This is a genomic window from Phenylobacterium sp. (assembly GCF_020253645.1).
GTDB lineage: Bacteria > Pseudomonadota > Alphaproteobacteria > Caulobacterales > Caulobacteraceae > Phenylobacterium.
This window is the reverse complement of sequence record NZ_JADCBG010000066.1, coordinates 1-17,528: the sequence shown is the minus strand read 5'-3', so window position 1 is coordinate 17,528 and position 17,528 is coordinate 1. Positions and strand designations below refer to the sequence as shown.

17 protein-coding genes and 1 tRNA gene are annotated in these 17,528 nt (G+C 70.7%); 10 read left to right on the top strand and 8 right to left on the bottom strand.

The window, feature by feature from the left end; translation table 11 throughout:
* Positions 1–10: 10 nt before the first annotated feature.
* Positions 11–1,633, bottom strand: coding sequence for a carboxyl transferase domain-containing protein (locus INE98_RS04820; RefSeq protein WP_293537024.1), 1,623 nt, complete (start codon positions 1,631–1,633; stop codon positions 11–13).
* 97 nt (positions 1,634–1,730) lie between these two features.
* Between INE98_RS04820 and INE98_RS04815 the strand changes: the two genes are divergently transcribed.
* Positions 1,731–3,476 carry a patatin-like phospholipase family protein gene (locus INE98_RS04815; RefSeq protein ID WP_293537023.1) on the top strand — a complete coding sequence of 582 codons (1,746 nt, stop codon included), beginning with the start codon at positions 1,731–1,733 and terminating at the stop codon, positions 3,474–3,476.
* Positions 3,477–3,754: 278 nt separating this feature from the next.
* Positions 3,755–4,429, top strand: coding sequence for an O-methyltransferase (locus INE98_RS04810; RefSeq protein ID WP_293537021.1), 675 nt, complete (start codon positions 3,755–3,757; stop codon positions 4,427–4,429).
* Between the two features lie 19 nt (positions 4,430–4,448).
* Here the strand turns inward: INE98_RS04810 and INE98_RS04805 are convergent, their stop codons facing one another.
* From INE98_RS04805 to INE98_RS04790, 4 genes are all read right to left on the bottom strand, one after another.
* Positions 4,449–5,606 carry an isovaleryl-CoA dehydrogenase gene (locus INE98_RS04805; protein ID WP_293537019.1) on the bottom strand — a complete coding sequence of 386 codons (1,158 nt, stop codon included), beginning with the start codon at positions 5,604–5,606 and terminating at the stop codon, positions 4,449–4,451.
* A 45-nt stretch (positions 5,607–5,651) separates the two neighbouring features.
* Positions 5,652–7,079, bottom strand: a complete 1,428-nt coding sequence (gene mgtE / locus INE98_RS04800; RefSeq protein ID WP_293537017.1) for a magnesium transporter — start codon at positions 7,077–7,079, stop codon at positions 5,652–5,654.
* Between the two features lie 65 nt (positions 7,080–7,144).
* A tRNA-Leu gene (locus INE98_RS04795) sits at positions 7,145–7,229 on the bottom strand.
* Between the two features lie 50 nt (positions 7,230–7,279).
* Positions 7,280–7,534, bottom strand: coding sequence for a FliM/FliN family flagellar motor switch protein (locus INE98_RS04790; protein WP_293537015.1), 255 nt, complete (start codon positions 7,532–7,534; stop codon positions 7,280–7,282).
* Between the two features lie 105 nt (positions 7,535–7,639).
* Between INE98_RS04790 and lipB the strand changes: the two genes are divergently transcribed.
* The 8 genes from lipB (at position 7,640) to ahcY (ending at position 14,828) form a co-directional block, all read left to right on the top strand.
* Positions 7,640–8,398, top strand: a complete 759-nt coding sequence (gene lipB / locus INE98_RS04785) for a lipoyl(octanoyl) transferase LipB (RefSeq protein WP_293537013.1) — start codon at positions 7,640–7,642, stop codon at positions 8,396–8,398.
* A gap of 110 nt (positions 8,399–8,508) precedes the next feature.
* Complete coding sequence (locus tag INE98_RS04780; RefSeq protein ID WP_293537011.1) at positions 8,509–9,213, top strand: response regulator transcription factor; 705 nt, start codon at positions 8,509–8,511, stop codon at positions 9,211–9,213.
* Complete coding sequence (locus INE98_RS04775) at positions 9,182–10,753, top strand: stimulus-sensing domain-containing protein (protein ID WP_293537009.1); 1,572 nt, start codon at positions 9,182–9,184, stop codon at positions 10,751–10,753. Before INE98_RS04780 ends, INE98_RS04775 begins: the two co-directional genes overlap by 32 nt.
* Positions 10,750–11,241, top strand: a complete 492-nt coding sequence (locus INE98_RS04770) for an HPr kinase/phosphorylase (RefSeq protein WP_293537008.1) — start codon at positions 10,750–10,752, stop codon at positions 11,239–11,241. Before INE98_RS04775 ends, INE98_RS04770 begins: the two co-directional genes overlap by 4 nt.
* 10 nt (positions 11,242–11,251) lie before the next feature.
* Entirely contained in the window at positions 11,252–11,656 is a 405-nt protein-coding gene (locus INE98_RS04765; protein ID WP_293537007.1) for a PTS sugar transporter subunit IIA, read from the top strand.
* Entirely contained in the window at positions 11,653–11,925 is a 273-nt protein-coding gene (locus INE98_RS04760; protein WP_293537006.1) for an HPr family phosphocarrier protein, read from the top strand. Before INE98_RS04765 ends, INE98_RS04760 begins: the two co-directional genes overlap by 4 nt.
* Before the next feature lie 13 nt (positions 11,926–11,938).
* Positions 11,939–13,348, top strand: a complete 1,410-nt coding sequence (locus tag INE98_RS04755) for a CHAD domain-containing protein (protein ID WP_293537004.1) — start codon at positions 11,939–11,941, stop codon at positions 13,346–13,348.
* An 88-nt stretch (positions 13,349–13,436) separates the two neighbouring features.
* A complete protein-coding gene (gene ahcY / locus INE98_RS04750; protein WP_293537002.1) occupies positions 13,437–14,828 on the top strand; it encodes an adenosylhomocysteinase in 1,392 nt (463 codons plus the stop codon).
* Between the two features lie 64 nt (positions 14,829–14,892).
* Here the strand turns inward: ahcY and INE98_RS04745 are convergent, their stop codons facing one another.
* From INE98_RS04745 to INE98_RS04735, 3 genes are all read right to left on the bottom strand, one after another.
* The gene (locus INE98_RS04745; RefSeq protein WP_293537000.1) at positions 14,893–16,131 is read right to left on the bottom strand and encodes an LLM class flavin-dependent oxidoreductase; all 1,239 of its coding nucleotides are present in this window, start codon (positions 16,129–16,131) and stop codon (positions 14,893–14,895) included.
* 99 nt (positions 16,132–16,230) lie between these two features.
* The gene (gene rarD / locus INE98_RS04740; protein WP_293512090.1) at positions 16,231–17,142 is read right to left on the bottom strand and encodes an EamA family transporter RarD; all 912 of its coding nucleotides are present in this window, start codon (positions 17,140–17,142) and stop codon (positions 16,231–16,233) included.
* 3 nt (positions 17,143–17,145) lie between these two features.
* On the bottom strand, positions 17,146–17,528 hold a 383-nt coding region (locus INE98_RS04735; protein ID WP_293536998.1), incomplete at its 5' end, for an Asd/ArgC dimerization domain-containing protein.

Genomic DNA, 17,528 nt, shown 5'->3' with positions numbered 1-17,528 from the left:
CGGGGATCGGTCACATTCGGAAGACGCCGAAGCGCGTCGGCGCGACGGGGGCGTTCAGGGCGGCGGACAGGGACAGGCCCAGGACGTCGCGGGTCTGGGCCGGGTCGATGATCCCGTCGTCCCAGAGCCGGGCGGTGGCGAAGTAGGGATCGCCCTCGGCCTCATAGCGCTCCCGGACCGGCGCCTTGAAGGCCTCTTCCTCGTCGGCGGGCCACTCGCCGCCCCGGGCCTCGATCCCGTCCCGGCGGATCGTCGCCAGGACGCTGGCCGCCTGCTCGCCGCCCATGACCGAGATGCGGCTGTTGGGCCAGCTCCACAGGAAGCGCGGCGAATAGGCCCGGCCGCACATGCCGTAATTGCCGGCCCCGAAGGAGCCGCCGATCAGCACCGTCAGCTTGGGGACCTCGGCGCAGGCCACGGCGGTGACCAGCTTGGCCCCGTCCCGGGCGATGCCGCCGGCCTCGTAGCGGCCGCCGACCATGAAGCCGGAGATGTTCTGCAGGAACAGAAGGGGGATGCCCCTCTGGCAGGCCAGCTCGATGAAGTGGGCGCCCTTCAGCGCGCTCTCCGAGAAGAGGATGCCGTTGTTGGCCAGAATGGCCACCGGATAGCCCCAGATCCGGGCGAAGCCGCAGACCAGGGTCTGGCCGTAGAGGGCCTTGAACTCATCGAAGGCCGAGCCGTCGACGATCCGGGCGATCACCTCGCGCACGTCATAGGGGGCGCGCACATCCTGCGGGATCACCCCGTAGAGCTCCTCGGGGTCGAAGAGGGGCGGCCGGGGATCGGCCAGGACGGGTCCCTCGGGCTTCCGGGTGTTGAGGCCCGCCACGATGCGGCGGACGATGGCCAGGGCGTGCAGGTCGTCCTCGGCCACATGGTCCACCACGCCCGATCGTCGTCCGTGTACGTCGGCGCCGCCGAGGTCCGAGGCCGAGATGACCTCGCCCGTGGCCGCCTTCACTAGGGGCGGGCCGCCCAGGAAGATGGTGCCCTGGCTCTCGGGCCCCGCACCCCGGACGATCACCGTCTCGTCGGACATGGCCGGGACATAGGCGCCCCCCGCCGTGCACGAGCCCATGACGCAGGCGATCTGGGCGGTGCCCCTGGCGCTCATCCGCGCCTGGTTGAAGAAGATGCGGCCGAAATGGTCGCGGTCGGGAAAGACCTCGGCCTGGTGGGGCAGGTTAGCGCCGCCGGAGTCCACCAGGTAGACGCAGGGCAGGTGGTTCTGCTCGGCGATCTCCTGGGCCCGCAGATGCTTCTTCACCGTGATGGGGAAATAGGCTCCGCCCTTCACCGTGGCGTCGTTGGCCAGGATCATGACCTCACGGCCGCTGACCCGGCCGATCCCGGCGATCAGGCCGGCCGCCGGCGCCTCGTCCTCGTAGAGGCCGAAGGCCGCCAGGGCCCCGATCTCCAGGAAGGGCGCGCCGGGATCGAGCAGGCCCTCCACCCGGTCCCGGGGCAGCAGCTTGCCGCGGGCCTCGTGCCGTCGCCGGCTGTCCTCCGATCCGCCGAGGGCCGCACGGGCGGTCCGCTCGTAGAGCTGCGCCGCAAGCGCGCGGTTGGCCTCCGCATTGGCGCGGAAGGCCGCCGAGGCCGGATCGAGGGCGGACTTCAGGACGGGCATGAACAAGGCATAGCCGGGGGCCGGCCCGGCGACTAGTCCGTGAAGACCCGGGGCGCCCCGACGCCGGGTTTCCGTTTGTCGCCGAACCGGGGGTATCATGCCCCCTGTGCAGACCCCGCCCCTGACAGCCCTCGCCCGGCTCTTCGAGACCGCCCGCCTGGACGGGACGGCGCGCTGGTGGTGCCTGCCCGCCGGCCAGCACCTGTTCGAGCCCGGCGACCCCGCCGCAGACCTGCACCTGCTCCGGGCCGGACGCCTGGGCGCCTTCCGCATCGACGGGAGCGACGGACCCCGGTTCCTGGGCGTGGTCCGCCCCGGAGAGCCCGCCGGCGAGATGAGCGTGATCGCGGGCGCCGTCCACACCGGGCGGCTCACCGCCCTGAGGGACTCCGAGGTCCTGTCCCTCGACCGCGAGGCCTTCTTCGCCGCCTGCGAGACCGACCCCGACATCATGACCGACCTCGCCCGGCTGATGGTCGGCCGGGCCCGTAACGCCGGGCGGACCGCCGAGCTGGTCGAGCCCACCGTCTTCGGCTTCATCGCCCAGGGGCCGGTCGAAGACCTCCGCGGGCTGGTGGAGTCCCTCGCCGGGGGCATCCGCGCCGCAGGCTTCTCCGCCGCCGTCGCCGGATCGGAGGCCCAGGACGAGGAGACCTCCTGGTTCTCCAACCTGGAGCATGGCGTCGACTACGCCCTCTATGTCGCCGGCCAGGGCGAGGGGGCCTGGGCCGCCAAGATCGCGCGGCAGGTGGACGGGCTGTTCCGGGTCGGGCGCGGCGACTACCCGCCGCCGCCGGGCGCCGCCGCCCACACGCCGCCCGCCCTGGGAACCGGCGCAGAGCTGATCCTGGTCCAGCCGGCGGGCGTGCGCCGGCCCCGCGGCGGCGAAGCCTGGATGACGGCGACGGGGGCAGTGAGCCTGACCCACCTGCGCCGGGGCGACCCCGGCGACCTGGCGCGCCTGGTGCGTCGCCTGACGGGCCGGGCGGTAGGCCTTGTCCTCTCCGGCGGCGGGGCCCGGGCCTACGCCCACATCGGCGTGATCCGCGCCCTGTCCGAGCGCGGCGTGCCCATCGACCATGTGGGGGGCGCCTCCATGGGGGCGGTGATCGCCGCGGGCCTGGCCCTCGGCTGGGACCTGGACGAGCTGGACCAGCGAATCCGCAGGGCCTTCGTCACCTCCAGCCCCCTCGACGACATCGCCTTTCCCATGCTGGCCATGACCCGGGGCGAGAAGGTCGCCCGGCGGCTGGAGGAGCACTTCGGGGACGTCCAGTTCGCCGACCTCTGGCGCCCCTGCTTCTGCGTCTCCTCCAACCTGACCACGGGGGCCCACCAGGTGCATCGCCGGGGGAGCGTCCGCGCCGCCCTGCGCGCCTCCATTTCCCTCCCCGGCCTGCTGCCGCCCGCCCTGCAGGGCCAGAACGTCCTGGTGGACGGGGCGGTGCTCAAGAACCTGCCCGTGGATGTGATGCGCGGCGGCCTCTCCGGTCCCATCATCGGGGTCGATGTCAGCCGGGGCCTGTCCATCACCGCCGCCGACATCGTCCGGCCGCGGTCCCTGCTGCGCTGGGTCCTGTCGGGCCAGTGGCGCAAGGGCCCGCCCATCGTCTCCCTGTTGATCCGCGCCGCCACGGTCTCCTCGGGCCGGGACATGGCCGCCGCGCGGGAGGGGGCCGACGTCCTGATCCTGCCCGAACTGACCGGGGTGGAGATTCGCGACTGGAGCGCCTACGACCCCGCCGTGGCCGCCGGCCATGCCGCCGCCGTCGCCGCCCTGGACCGGATCGAGGGCCCGCTGGAGGACCTGAGGCGGCGCCCGACCTCCCCGCGATCACCCTGACGTGACCCGGCCCGTCTTGTCAGGACCGGCGAAGCAGGCGCAGGCTGGCCGCCTTGGCCAACCATTGAAAGGAGGTGATCCAGTGTCTCACCGTTATCACTCGGAAGTCGCTGCTGGATTGATGACCTCCGCGCTTGCGCGGTAGCAATCTCCCATCGCCTTTGTGCGAAGCTTTGACTTCCACGATCGGTGCAGGGCGGCTCGGGAAACCAGGCCGCCCGTTTCGTTCAGGCGCCCCGGAGTGGGCAGCGCCCCCGAGATGATGCGGAGGACCGGAAATGACGGCTGAAGGCCAGGATTGGGTGTCGGTGGACGCCTACTTCGTCAAGGCGCTCGTTGGAGCAGATCCCCTGAGAGCCCGGATTCGGGAGGCGAACACCGCGGCAGGCCTTCCCCCCCACGATGTGTCGCCCCTGCAGGGCCGATTTCTCTCCCTCCTGGTCAAGGCCATAGGCGCACGCCGAATTCTGGAGATCGGAACCCTCGGCGGCGTCTCGGCCAGCTGGATGGCTGAGGCCCTGCCGCCCGAAGGCCGGGTGATTTCGCTGGAGGCCTCGCCGGACTACGCCGCACTTGCGCGGCGGAACCTGGACCAGGCCGGGCTTGGCGACCGGGTGGAGATCTGCGTCGGCCCCGCACTCGACACCCTCGCCCGCCTGGTCCGGGAAGGCGGCCCCGCCTTCGACCTGGTGTTCATCGACGCCGACAAGCCGAACAATCCGGCCTACCTGGACTGGGCGCTGAAGCTGACCCGGCCCGGCGGCCTCATCATTGGCGACAATGTGGTTCGCGGCGGCGCGGTCTTGGAGGTGAACTCCGACGACGACCGGGTCCGCGGAGTCCGGACGTTCACCGAGACCCTCGGGCGAGAGCCGCGCCTGTTCTCCACCGTCCTGCAGACGGTGGGCGAGAAGGGTTGGGACGGCATGACCCTATCCGTCGTCGAGCCATAGACCCTCGGCGGCAATCGCCTCAGGCGCCGATCAGCTCGCGGCCGATCAGGTAGCGCCGGATCTCGTTGGTGCCGGCGCCGATGTCGTAGAGCTTGGCGTCGCGCAAGAGGCGCTCGGCGGGGAAGTCCCGGGTGTAACCGGCGCCGCCCAGGGCCTGGATGGCCTCCAGCGATACCTTTACGGCGTTCTCCGAGGCCAGGAGGATGGCGCCGGCGGCGTCATGGCGGGTGGCCAGGCCCGCGTCGCAGGCCCGCGCCACGGCGTAGACATAGGCCCGGGCCGAGTTCAGGGCGACGTACATGTCCGCCACCTTGGCCTGCATGAGCTGGAAGGCGCCGATGGGCTGTCCGAACTGTTTCCGCTCGCGGACATAGGGCAGGACGAGGTCGAGGCAGGCCTGCATGATGCCCAGGGGCCCGGCGGCCAGCACCGCCCGCTCATAGTCCAGGCCGCTCATCAGCACGCCGACGCCGCCATTCAGTGGTCCCATGACGTTTTCCTCGGGGACCTCGCAGTCCTGGAAGACCAGCTCGGCGGTGTCCGAGCCGCGCATGCCCATCTTGTCGAGCTTGGGGCTGGTGGAGAACCCGGCCATGCCGCGCTCCACCAGGAAGGCGGTGATGCCCCGGGGGCCGGCGTCCGGCTCGGTGCGGGCATAGACCACCAGGACGTCGGCATGGGGGCCGTTGGTGATCCAGAACTTGGTCCCGTTGAGCACATAGCGGTCGCCCCGCCGCTCGGCCCGCAGGCGCATGGAGACGACGTCCGAACCCGACCCCGCCTCGCTCATGGCCAGGGCGCCGACGTGCTCGCCCGAGATCAGGCGGGGCAGGTGGCGAGCCTTCTGGGCCGGCGTCCCCCAGCGGCGGATCTGGTTCACGCAGAGGTTGGAATGGGCGCCGTAGGACAGGCCCACCGAGGCCGAGGCCCGGGAGATCTCCTCCATGGCCACCACGTGCTCCAGATAGCCCAGGCCCGCCCCGCCGTCCTCTGCCTCCACCGTGATTCCCAGGAGGCCGAGCGCGCCCATCTCCGGCCAGAGGTCCCGGGGGAAGGCGTTGTCGCGGTCGATGGACGCGGCGCGCGGGGCGATGCGCTCGGCGGCGAAGCGGGCGACCGAGGCGCGCAGGGCGTCCGCGGTCTCGCCCAGGGCGAAGTCGAAGGTCGGCTGGCTCATGGTCCGTGGATTACCACGCAGGCCCGCAGGGGGCGAGGCGGGCCGTCAGAGCAGGATCAGACTGGCAATGCCCAGAAGCGCCAGGAACCCCATGAAATCGGTGGCGAAGGTCACCAGCACGGAGGACGAGACCGCCGGGTCCCGGCCCAGCCGGTCCAGGATGATCGGCGCGAGGATCCCCGCCAGGGCGGCGACGAAGAAGTTGGCCACGATCGCCAGACCCACCGTCACCGCGAGCCTCGGGTCCTGGAAGAGGGCCAGGACGGCCACCGCCATCAGGACGGCCAGCACCGATCCGTTGAGGAGGCCGGCCATCACCTCCCGCAGGATGATCCGGGCGGAGTTGGCGGCGTTCAGCTCGCGGCTCGACAGGGCGCGCACCGCCACCGCCAGGGTCTGGGTGCCGGCATTGCCCCCGAGGGACGAGACGATGGGCATGAGGATGGCCAGGGTGATGACCTGGGCGATGACCCCCTGGAAGGCGCCGATCACGCTGGAGGCCACGGCCGCCGTCCCGAGGTTGAGCACCAGCCAGGGCAGGCGCGAGCGCACAGCGCCCGCCAGGCTGGCGTCGCGGCCGAAATCGGACACGCCGGCCAGGGCCAGGATGTCCTCCTCGCCCTCCTCGCGGATGACGCCGACGATGTCGTCCACCGTCAGCTGGCCCACCAGCCGCCCGCCGGGCTCCACCACCGGGGCGGAGATCAGGTGGTACTTGTTGAAGATGTAGGCCGCCTCTTCCTGGTCCATGCCCACCGGGATCTCGGTCAGGGGCTCCATGATCCGCGCCAGGGGGGTGTCGCGATCATGGCGGAGCAGGCGGCTGACCGGCACCCCGCCCAGCGGCCGGTGCGAGGGGTCGACGACATAGACGTCGAAGAACAGCTCCGGCATCTCGTCGCCGGCCTTCAGGAAGTGGTCGAGGGCCTGGCCGACGGTCCAGAACTGGGGCGCGGAGGCGACCTCGCGCTGCATCAGGCGGCCGGCGGTTTCGTCCTCATAGGCCAGGGAGGTCTCGATGGCCGCGCGGTCGATGTCCGGCAGGGCCGCCAGCACCTGGGCGCGCTTGTCCGCCTCCAGGTCCTCCATCAGGTCGACGGCGTCGTCGGAGTCCATCTCGCCCAGGGCCCGGACCAGGGTGGCCGAGGGCATGCGCTCCAGCAGGTCCTCGCGGATCTCCGGCTCGATCTCCGCCAGGATCTCGGCCAGGGCCTCGGGGTCGAGGTGGGCCATCACCTCCTCCCGGTCGGCGGCCGACAGGAAGCCCATCAGGTCGGCGACATCGGCGGGATGCAGGGCGGCCAGAAGCTCGCGCAGGCGCTCGGCGTCGCCACGGTCGGCGGCGTCCACCACCAGGGCGACGAAGTCCGGATTGAGGGCGTAGTCATCGCCGAGGGCGAGGTCCTCGAGGTCCTCGGCGGCTTCGGTCGCCACAAGGTCGTCACGCAGGGGATGTTCAGCGTCGCGGCTCATGCGGACCTGCCCTCCCGGCGCTATGCGTGACTGATCGGACCCTGTCCCCGGACTCTCTGGCTCACTGGTGCGGTCGAGAAGACTCGAACTTCCACGGGTTGCCCCACAGCGACCTCAACGCTGCGCGTCTACCAATTCCGCCACGACCGCTCGTGGTGAGCGGGGGGCCTAGCAAAGCCCGACGGCTTTGTGAAGCACGATCAGAAGCCGGAACCGGCCATGAAGTCGTAGACGTCGGCCGCCCGCGTGACCGTCACGGCGATCCTGTCGTCGTTGATCTGGATTTCGCCGCGGGCCACCGGGTGGTTGTTGGCGAGGATCCACACCTCGTCGTTGACGGCGGCGTCCAGGGGAATCACCGCGCCGCGACCCATGCGCAGCAGTTGCGCCATGGGCATGTGCGACCGGCCAATGACCACCGAAAGCTCGATGTTGACGGCGTTGATCTGGCCCAAGGATCGACCTCTGGAGAAAGCTGGCGGCGGCCGCGGGGAACAGGCCCTGAGCCGCACCGGCGCCGGCTTGCGCCCGGCTTCGGCGACCCCCACACTGAACCCAACATGATTGACCAGAGGTTAAGCCCAGCGATTCCGGCCCCGCGCCTCGGGCGGCGGGACGGGGCGGCTTGTGGCTGGGCGGTGTCCCCGGGACAGGTCCCCTATCCTCAGGCGGTGGCCGCCATGGAGGCCCGGGTGGCGGCCATCGCCAGCGGCGAGGCGGGCGAGCTGGTCTGGCTGCTCGAGCATCCGCCGCTCTACACGGCGGGCGTGTCCGCCCGGGACTCCGACCTTCTGGACGCCGGGCGCTTCCCGGTCTTCCCGAGCGGGAGGGGTGGCCAGTACACCTATCACGGCCCCGGCCAGAGGGTGGCCTATGTCATGCTGGACCTGTCGGCCCGCGGCAGGGACGTGCGCGCCTTTGTATCGGCCCTAGAGGCCTGGATTCTGGAGGCCCTCGCGCAATTCGCGGTGGATGGCGCGATCCGTCAGGGGCGGGTCGGGGTCTGGATCGAGCGCCGCGAACCCGGCGCACCCCCGCGCGAGGACAAGATCGCCGCCATCGGGGTGAAGGTCCGGCGGTGGGTCTCCTATCACGGCGTCTCGCTCAATGTGGAGCCGGACCTCGGCCACTTCTCCGGCATCATCCCCTGCGGCCAGGCCGATTTCGGGGTGACAAGCCTCGCGGACCTCGGGCTCACCTGCACGATGGACGACGCCGACGACGCCCTGCGGACGGCCTTCCGGTCGGTCTTCGGCGCGATGGAGCCGGCGGCGGCGCCCTGGGAGGCCCCGGCCGGACCCGGCGGCGCGGCGGGCTGAGGGCCCGCCCGCCCGGGCGAAAGGCGCCCCCGCGGGGCGTCGAGATGGTTCCATCCGGACCGATCAGGCACTAGGGTCGAGTCGGCGACGAAACAGAACAGACGCGAGCCATGGCCCGGATCACCCTGGTGGATGACGACGAAAACATCGTGACTTCGGTGAGCCTTGCGCTTGAGAGCCAGGGGCACGCCGTAAAGGCCTATCACGACGGAGCGTCGGGGCTCGCGGCCCTTGAGAACGATCCGCCGGACCTGGTCATTCTCGACGTCAAGATGCCGCGGATGGATGGCATGGAGGTGCTTCGCCGGCTGCGCCGCACCTCGGATGTTCCGGTCATCATCCTGACCTCCAAGGACGACGAGATCGACGAGCTGCTCGGCTTCAACCTCGGCGCCGACGACTACATGCACAAGCCTTTCAGCCAGAGGCTCCTGATCGAGAGGGTCAAGGCGGTGCTGCGCCGGGCCGGCGCCGGGGCCCCCGAGGAGGAGGACGCCTCGGAGGTCGCCTCGCGGGCCCTCCGGCGCGGCCGGCTGACCCTGGACCCCGGCCGCCACGACTGTCTCTGGAACGGGCTTCCGGTGAAGCTGACGGTGACGGAGTTTCTGCTGATCCAGGCCCTGGCGCAGCGGCCGGGCTTCGTGAAAAGCCGGGACAACCTGATGGACGCGGCCTACGACGATCAGGTCTATGTCGATGACCGCACCATCGACAGTCACATCAAGCGCATGCGGCGCAAGTTCCGGGAGGTCGACCCCGATTTCGACGCGATCGAAACCCTCTATGGCGTCGGATACCGGTACCGCGAGTCCTGAGCCGCCCCGTCGCCTTTGGCGCGGGCCCCCCTCGTCGCGGCTTGTCCGGCTGATTCTGGCTCTCAACCTGCTGGGCCTGGCGATCCTGATCGTCGGCTCGCTGGTCCTCAATGAACTGCGACGGGGGCTGGTGGAGGCTAGGATCGACAGCCTCACCACCCAGGGCGAGCTGATCGCCACCCTGATCGACCAGGCGGCCACGGTGGGCGAGCCCGTTCCCGCCCTCGACGTCGCCCAGGCCAGCGAGATCCTGCGGCTTCTGGCCAACCCCGGCGTCCAGAGGGCGCGGCTCTTCGACGCCGAGGGGCAGCTCATCGCGGACAGCGACTGGATCGCGGACCGGGTGGAACAGAAACCCCTGCCGCCGGTCCGTCCCAGGGGCGCCGCGCGGGAGACGACGGAAGAGCGGTCCGCCGCCACTCCGGGGCAGGAGGCCCTGCGGTCCGAGGTCCGCCAGGCCCTCGAGGGACGACGCGTCTCGGGCGTCCGGCGCGCCGACCCGGAGGGGCGCGTGGTCTCGGTCTCCTTTCCCGTCCGGCATGTCCAGGCCGTCCTGGGCGTCCTGACCGTCGAGGCCGATGATGTCGACAGCATCATCGCCCGGCAGAGGGCGGCCCTCGCCCCGTTCATCCTTCTGTCGGTCGGGGTGGCGCTCCTGTCCTCGACCCTTCTGGCGAGCCTCATCGCCCTGCCCGTACGGCGGCTGGCGCGCGCCGCCGACCGGGTCCGCCTGTCCCGGGTCCGCTCCATCTCCCTTCCCGACCTCTCCCGGCGAAAGGACGAGCTGGGCGACCTGACCCGGGCCCTGGAGGCCATGACCGACGCCCAGTCCGAGAGGATGGGCGCCATCGAGCGTTTCGCCGCCGATGTCGCCCATGAGATCCGCAACCCCCTGACCTCCCTGCGCTCGGCGGTGGAGACCCTCGACCTGGTGTCCGATCCGGAGGCCCGGGCGCGTCTGAACGGGATCATCCGCCAGGACATCCAGCGGATGGACAGGCTGGTGACCGACATCTCCAACGCCTCCCGGCTCGATGCAGAGCTGTCCCGGGAGACGCCGAGGCCCTTCGACCTTGGTCGGCTTCTCGAGGACATCGTCCAGACCTACGCCGCATCCCGCCGGGAGGGTGAGCCGCAGGTGACGCTCGAGGGTGCGGAAGGGGACACGCCCGTCCTGGGGCGCGAGGGGCCCGCCGGCCAGGTGTTCCGCAACCTGGTCGACAACGCCCGGTCCTTCAGCCCGCCGGAGGCGACCGTCCGCCTGTCCCTGGTCCGCGAGGGCGGCTGGGCCGAGGTGCGGGTGGATGACGACGGCCCGGGCATACCGCCGGAGAACCTGGAGACCATCTTCCAGCGGTTCTACACCTCCCGCCCCCCCGGCGCGGCGTTCGGCGGGAACTCCGGCCTCGGCCTGTCCATCGCCCGCCAGATCGTCGAGACACAGGGCGGGGTTCTTTGGGCCGAAAACCGGATCGGCCCCGACGGCGAGAGGCTGGGCGCGCGTTTCGTCGTGCGTCTTCCCCTGAGGTCCCGGTCTTGAGCCCGGTCCTTCACGCGGGGCTGCTGGCGCTGCGGGCGGGGGGACGCTGGCGCGGGGCTCTCGTTCTCGGGCCCTCGGGGTCAGGCAAGAGCGACCTCGCCCTCCGCGCCCTTGGCATGGGGTTCCGGCTGGTCGCCGACGACAGGACCCTGGTCTGGTCCAGCGGCGGACATCTCTTCGGGCGGGCGGCCGACCCCCTTCGCGAGCTGCTGGAGATCCGGGGCCAGGGCGTCTTGCGCACGCCGGCCCTCGACTTCTGCCGGATCGACCTCGTCATGGAGGCGGGAACGCCGGAGAGGATGCCCGAGCCGGAGGTCCTGATCCTGGCCGGCGTCGCGGTTCCCCGCCTTCGCCTGCGCCTGACAGACGCCTCGGCGCCACACCGGCTGCAGGAAGCGCTTTGCCGTCTTGGAGCCGGGCCGGAAGAGTCGTATCAAGATCGCCTTCCGGCGCCGCGGGCGCCTGCAACGGGTGAGACAGCCCCTTGAAAGCCTTCTCATGATCGGCCTCGTCATCGTGACCCACGGCCGTCTCGCCGAGGAGTTTCTCCTGGCCATGGAACATGTGGTCGGGCCCCAGTCGGGGATTTCGGCCATCTGCATCGGGCCCGAGGACGACATGGAGCAGCGCCGGCGCGACATTCTCGCCGCCTGCCGCAGGGTGGAGGCGGGCCAGGGCGTCATCCTCCTGACGGACATGTTCGGCGGCACGCCCTCCAACCTCGCCATCTCCGTGATGGAAGAGACCCGGGCCGAGGTGATCGCCGGGCTCAACCTGCCCATGCTGATCAAGCTGGCCAGCGTGCGGTCGCGGCTGTGTCTGGCCGACTGCGTGGCCCAGGCCCAGGAGGCCGGGCGGAAATACATCTCCGTCGCCTCCTACGTCCTGGCGGGGGACAAGTGACGGCCGAGGCGAGGGTCGAGATCATCAACAAGCGCGGCCTCCACGCCCGCGCCTCCGCCAAGTTCGTCAAGACCGCCTCGGCCTTCAAGGCCGACATCCGTGTCGCCAAGGACGGCGCCGAGGTGGACGCAAGATCCATCATGGGCCTCATGATGCTGGCGGCCGGGCCCGGCTGCTGCATCGACATCAGCGCCAGGGGCGCTGACGCCGAGGCGGCGATCGCCGCCCTGGTCGCCCTGGTCGCTGCGCGTTTCGGAGAAGACGAATAGCCCCGGAGGGGTCATGACGCCCGAGGTGGAGATCAAGTTCGCCTGTACGGCCGGGACCCTGGAGGCCCTTGCCGCCCGCGTCTTCACCGGGCCCGGCCGGGACCGCCGCCTGGTGTCGGTCTATTACGACACCCCCGGGGACGCCCTCGCCGCCCGGGGGGCCGCCCTGAGGCTTCGGACCGACGACTCGGGGCGCACCGTCCAGACCCTGAAGAGCGGGACGGGGCTGGCCCGCCGCGAAGCGGAGGTGGAGACCTCGCCGGGCCGGCTGAACCTGGACGGCGACGATCTGCGGGCCCTGCTTTCGGACGGGGAGACCGGAAGCCTCATCCCCCGCTTCACCGTCCAGGTGCGACGGCGCGCCTGCGAGGTGCTCCGGGGCGGGTCGCGGATCGAACTGGCGCTCGACCAGGGCGAGATTCTCGCGGACGGGGCGCGGGACATCGTCTGCGAGGCCGAGCTTGAGCTGATCTCCGGCGATGTGCGCGACCTCTTCGCCCTCGCCGTCGACCTCGCCGCCGACCTTCCCCTGACCCTCTCCCTCCGGTCCAAGTCCGACCGCGGTTACCGGCTGGCCGGCGGCGAAGTCTCGGTCCCTCCGCCCGCCGGCCTCGCCTCCGGCGAGGCGCTCCGGCGCGCCCTGCTATCGGCCCTGTCGGACGCATGCGCCCGGATTCAGGCGGCCGGGGCGGATCCCGCCCCCGAGGCGGTTCATGGCCTGAGGGTGGCGCTCCGGCGCCTCCGGAGTCTGCTGGCCGTCTTCCGCCGGCGGCTTCGGCCTTCGGAGACGACGGCGGTCCGGCGGGGACTGCGCGACCTGGCCCGCGCCTGCGCCGCCACCCGGGAGCTGGACGTCCTGCGCGCCGCCGCCGATCCGGCCGGGGTCCTCTTCGCAGAGCTCGGGGCCGCGCGTCAGGCGGCCGCTGCCGTTCTGGTCCGGAGGCTGGAGGCCGCCCCCGCCCGGAGGGTGCTTCTGGACGTCCTCGCCCTGGGCGAGGCGGGGGCCTGGCGGGAGGCCGAGGGCGCCGCCGCGCCGGCCGCCGCCCTGGCCGGGGACCTGGCGCGGCGCTGGCGGCGGATCCGCCGCCTGGGACGGCGGTTCGACGATCTCGACTCCGCTGGCCGTCACGACCTTCGGCTGCGCATCAAGGCCCTGCGCTACGCCCTGGAGAGCCTGGACCTTCCGCAGTGGGGAGGCCTGCGGAGCGACCTCGTCCCCGCCCTCCGCAAGGCCCAGGACGCCCTCGGGGCCGACAATGACGCCGAAGCCGCCCGGGCGCGCCTTGCGGGCCTGGACCTGACCCGGCCCGCAAGGCGCGAGGCCGAACGCCTGACGTCGCAGGGCCGCCGCCGGGGCGCCCGCGCCCGGGCGGGACGGGCGGTCCGCCAGCTTCTGGAGACTTCGACCGGACCCCTCACATAAAGCAATCTTTATGTCCAGTTGCAGGACTCTGGCCTGAGGTCTATAGGTTTCCCCGAGCTGCGACGCCGCGCGCGAAAGGAATCCCGACATGACCGACTATGTGGTGAAGGACATTTCCCTGGCTGAGTTCGGCCGCAAGGAAATCGCGATCGCCGAGACCGAGATGCCCGGCCTGATGGCCGTGCGCGCCGAGTTCGGCCCCTCCCAGCCCCTGAAGGGCGCCCGCATCGCCGGCTCCCTGCACATGACCATCCAGACGGCGGTCCTGATCCAGACCCTGGAGGCCCTGGGGGCCGAGGTGCGCTGGGCCTCGTGCAACATCTTCTCCACCCAGGACCACGCCGCGGCGGCCATCGCCGACGCCGGCACGCCGGTCTTCGCCACGAAGGGCGAGACCCTGCTGGAGTACTGGGACTACGCCCACCGCATCTTCGAGTGGGCCGACGGCGGCTATCCCAACCTGATCCTCGACGATGGCGGCGACGCCACCCTGCTCTGCGTGCTGGGCCCCAAGGCCGAGAAGGACCCCTCGGTCCTCGCCAACCCGCAGAACGAGGAGGAAGAAGCCCTCTACACCGTGATGAAGCGGTACCTGAAGGAGAAGCCCGGCTTCTACACGGCCATCCGCAACGCCATCGGCGGCGTCTCCGAGGAGACCACCACGGGGGTCCACCGCCTCTACCAGATGGCCGAGCGGGGCGAGCTGCCCTTCCCGGCCATCAACGTCAACGACAGCGTCACCAAGTCCAAGTTCGACAACCTCTACGGCTGCCGCGAGAGCCTGGTGGACGCCATCCGCCGGGGCACGGACGTCATGCTCTCGGGCAAGGTCGCCGTGGTCCTCGGCTATGGCGACGTGGGCAAGGGCTCTGCGGCCAGCCTGCGCAACGGCGGCGCCCGGGTCATCGTCACCGAGATCGACCCGATCTGCGCCCTGCAGGCGGCCATGGAGGGCTATGAAGTCCAGACCATGGAGGACGTGGCGGACAAGGCCGACATCTTCGTCACCGCCACGGGCAACAAGGACGTCCTGACCGTCGACCACATGCGGCGGATGAAGAACAACGCCATCGTCGCCAACATCGGCCACTTCGATTCCGAGATCCAGATCGCGGGCCTGCGCAACTACCGCTGGGACAAGATCAAGGACCAGGTCCACCATGTGGAGTTCCCGGACGGCAAGAAGATCATCGTCCTGTCCGAGGGCCGGCTGGTGAACCTGGGCAACGCCACGGGCCACCCCAGCTTCGTGATGAGCGCCTCCTTCACCAACCAGACCCTGGCCCAGATCGAGCTGTGGACCAATGGGAAGGCCTACGAGAAGAAGGTCTACACCCTGCCCAAGCACCTCGATGAGAAGGTGGCCCTCCTGCACCTGGAGAAGCTGGGGGCCAAGCTGACCCGGCTGACCGATGACCAGGCCGCCTACATCAACGTGCCGGTGGCCGGGCCCTTCAAGCCCGAGCACTACCGCTACTGACGGCGCCGGGGCGTTTCCTGGCCCCAGTCGCCCGGAGGGAACCCTGAAGCGACCCTGAGACCCCCTACTTCAGGCCCTTGGCCGCCTTGTTCAGGTCGGGGGCGTTGGGCGAGCGCATGGCCACGCCGGCTTCCATCCCCGCCTTCAGCGCCGCGGCGGCGCCCTCGTGCGACATGATCTTGCTCATCACCGCCTGGCCGGCCCGGTCGAACCATTCGCGGTTCTCGATCACGAAGGCTCGGGAGTCGCGATAGCCGTCGAGGAAGCCGTTGATCTCGGGGATGACGTAGCGGCCGACCAGGTCCCAGCTGCGCAGGGTGTTCTCGCGGTTGGCCCAGTCGTGGACGAAGCCGAGCACCACGCCGAAGCCGCCGGAGCTGGCCTGGAGCTTGCGGATGGCGGCCACCAGGTCATCCGGCGTGCCGATGACGGCGGCCGCGCCCTCGACATCGACGGTCTGCTCAAGCGCTTGTTCCGGCGAGATAAACGGCGCCGCGCCGGGCCGCATCAGGGTGCCGACCTGGTACTCGTTGTGCCAGTGCATCAGGCCCTTGGCCGCCTGGGCCCGGGCCTCCTCGCGGGTCTCGGCGATGTGCCATGACATCAGGACCCGCCAGTTCTTGCGGTCGATGACCTTGCCCGACTTGGCGGCGGCCTCCTCGGCGAAGCCCCACTGGGTGGGCAGGGCGGCGAGGCCCGCCTCGGAGTTGGAGCCGATGGACAGGACGCCCATGCCATGCTTGCCGGCCAGGGTCATGCCCGAGGGGCTGACGGAGGAGGCCGCCACCATCTCCATCTCCTCCTGCAGGGGCAGGAGCTGGAGGCGCGCATCGCGCAGGGTGAACCACTCGCTCTCGTGGGTGACCCGCTCGCCGGCCAGCAGGCGCTTGATCACGCCGATGGCCTCGTCCTGCCGGTCGCGCTGGGTCATGGGATCGATGCCCAGGGTGTGGGCGTCGGAGGGCAGGGCGCCGGGGCCGGTGCCGAGGATCACCCGCCCGCCGGTCATGTAGTCCAGCTGCACCATGCGCTGGGCGACGTTGAAGGGGTGGTGGTAGGGCAGGGAGATCACCCCCGTCCCCAGCCGGATCCGGCCGGTATGCTCGCCGACGGCGGCGAGGAAGAGCTCGGGGGAGGCGATCATCTCCCAGCCGGTGGAATGGTGCTCGCCCACCCAGAACTCGTCGAAGCCCAGCTCCTCGAGCCGCACGGCGAACTTGATGTCGTTCCGGAACTGGAGCCGGGGATGCTCGCCGATGGGATGGTGGGGCGCCAGGAAGGCGCCGAACTGGGTGCGGGCCATGGAATTCCTCCGGAAATGCACAGACGTCGCCGAAGTCCCGAGGACGACCGTTCATTGCGGGACATCGATAGACGCGGGGGCGGAATACGCAAGCGCCCGTCAGGCGCCGAGGGTTCGGGTCCGCCGCCAGAGGCCAAAGATGTAGGTCGCCGCCCCGGCCCAGATGAAGGCGAAGGATACGCCCCTGAGGGCGGTGAAAGGTTCGCCCTGGGCCAGGCCGATGCCGAAGCCGAGGGTCGGGCCGATGAACTGCAGGAAGCCCATGGCCGACAGGGGCATGCGCCGGGCCGCCCAGGCGAAGAGGACCAGGGGAATGGCGGTGATCGGCCCCGCCGCCAGCAGCCAGGCCGCCGCCGCGGGGGAATCATCCACATGACCCTGCCCGGTCAGGGCCAGGTACGCCATCCAGAGCCCGCCGGGGACCGCCAGAAAGAGACACTCGACGAAGAGGCCGGTCTGGGCGTCGGCCTGGACCTGCTTGCGCACGATGCCGTAGGCGCCGAAGCTCAGGGCCAGGACCACCGCCATCCAGGGAAAGTGCCCCAGGGCCACACCCTGAAGGGCCACACCGATCCCGGCCAGGACGATGGCGCCGAGCCCCAGGGCGTCGAAGCGCTCGCGGAAGATCAGCGCCCCGGCGGCCATGTTCAGGAGGGGGGTGAGATAGTAGCCGAGGCTGCTCTCCAGGACCCGACCGGCGTTGACGCCCCAGACATAGAGGGCCCAGTTGCCGCCGATCAGGAGGGCCGACAGGGCGAGCATCCCCAGAAGCCGGGGAGAGCGCAGGACCGCCGCCACCTGGGCGCCCTGGCGGGCGAGGACGACGAAGACCCAGGCGGCCAGGGTTCCCCAGACCGCCCGGTGGGCGAGGATCTCCCAGGAGTCTGCGCCCAGCCGGCCCATGGCCTGGAAGAAAAGGGGTGAAAAGCCCCAGAAGAGATAACACAGAACCCCCGCGCCCAAGGCGGCCCGGGAGGCGCTTTCAGTCGAAGGCGAGCCCTCCCCGACCACCCGTCAGCGGGCGCCGATCAGGCCCCGCTCATCGAGGAGCTGGGCGATCTGCACGGCGTTGAGGGCGGCGCCCTTCCGAAGGTTGTCGGCCACGACCCACATGTTGAGGCCGTTCTCGACGGTGGGGTCCCGGCGGATGCGGCTGACGAAGACCGGGAACTCGCCCTGGGCCTCCTTGGGCGTGATGTAGCCCTTGTCGTTCCGCTGATCGATGACGATCAGACCCGGGCTGTTGCGCAACAGGTCGCGGGCCTCGTCCTCGTCGAGGGGCTCGTGGAACTCGATGTTCACCGACTCCGAATGGCCGACCATGACCGGCACCCGCACGCAGGTGACGGTGAGGGCGATCTCGGGATCGATCATCTTGTGGGTCTCGTTCCACATCT

What these genes read in the sequence shown, in the direction of transcription:
- INE98_RS04775 (WP_293537009.1), top strand. Translation starts at nt 9,182, where the DNA reads ATGGCGTCGGATACCGGTACCGCGAGTCCTGAGCCGCCCCGTCGCCTT.
- INE98_RS04810 (WP_293537021.1), top strand. Translation starts at nt 3,755, where the DNA reads ATGACGGCTGAAGGCCAGGATTGGGTGTCGGTGGACGCCTACTTCGTC.
- INE98_RS04805 (WP_293537019.1), bottom strand. Translation starts at nt 5,606, where the DNA reads ATGAGCCAGCCGACCTTCGACTTCGCCCTGGGCGAGACCGCGGACGCC.
- INE98_RS04745 (WP_293537000.1), bottom strand. Translation starts at nt 16,131, where the DNA reads ATGGCCCGCACCCAGTTCGGCGCCTTCCTGGCGCCCCACCATCCCATC.
- mgtE (WP_293537017.1), bottom strand. Translation starts at nt 7,079, where the DNA reads ATGAGCCGCGACGCTGAACATCCCCTGCGTGACGACCTTGTGGCGACC.
- INE98_RS04755 (WP_293537004.1), top strand. Translation starts at nt 11,939, where the DNA reads ATGACGCCCGAGGTGGAGATCAAGTTCGCCTGTACGGCCGGGACCCTG.
- INE98_RS04765 (WP_293537007.1), top strand. Translation starts at nt 11,252, where the DNA reads ATGATCGGCCTCGTCATCGTGACCCACGGCCGTCTCGCCGAGGAGTTT.
- INE98_RS04780 (WP_293537011.1), top strand. Translation starts at nt 8,509, where the DNA reads ATGGCCCGGATCACCCTGGTGGATGACGACGAAAACATCGTGACTTCG.
- ahcY (WP_293537002.1), top strand. Translation starts at nt 13,437, where the DNA reads ATGACCGACTATGTGGTGAAGGACATTTCCCTGGCTGAGTTCGGCCGC.
- INE98_RS04815 (WP_293537023.1), top strand. Translation starts at nt 1,731, where the DNA reads ATGCCCCCTGTGCAGACCCCGCCCCTGACAGCCCTCGCCCGGCTCTTC.
- INE98_RS04820 (WP_293537024.1), bottom strand. Translation starts at nt 1,633, where the DNA reads ATGCCCGTCCTGAAGTCCGCCCTCGATCCGGCCTCGGCGGCCTTCCGC.
- lipB (WP_293537013.1), top strand. Translation starts at nt 7,640, where the DNA reads ATGATTGACCAGAGGTTAAGCCCAGCGATTCCGGCCCCGCGCCTCGGG.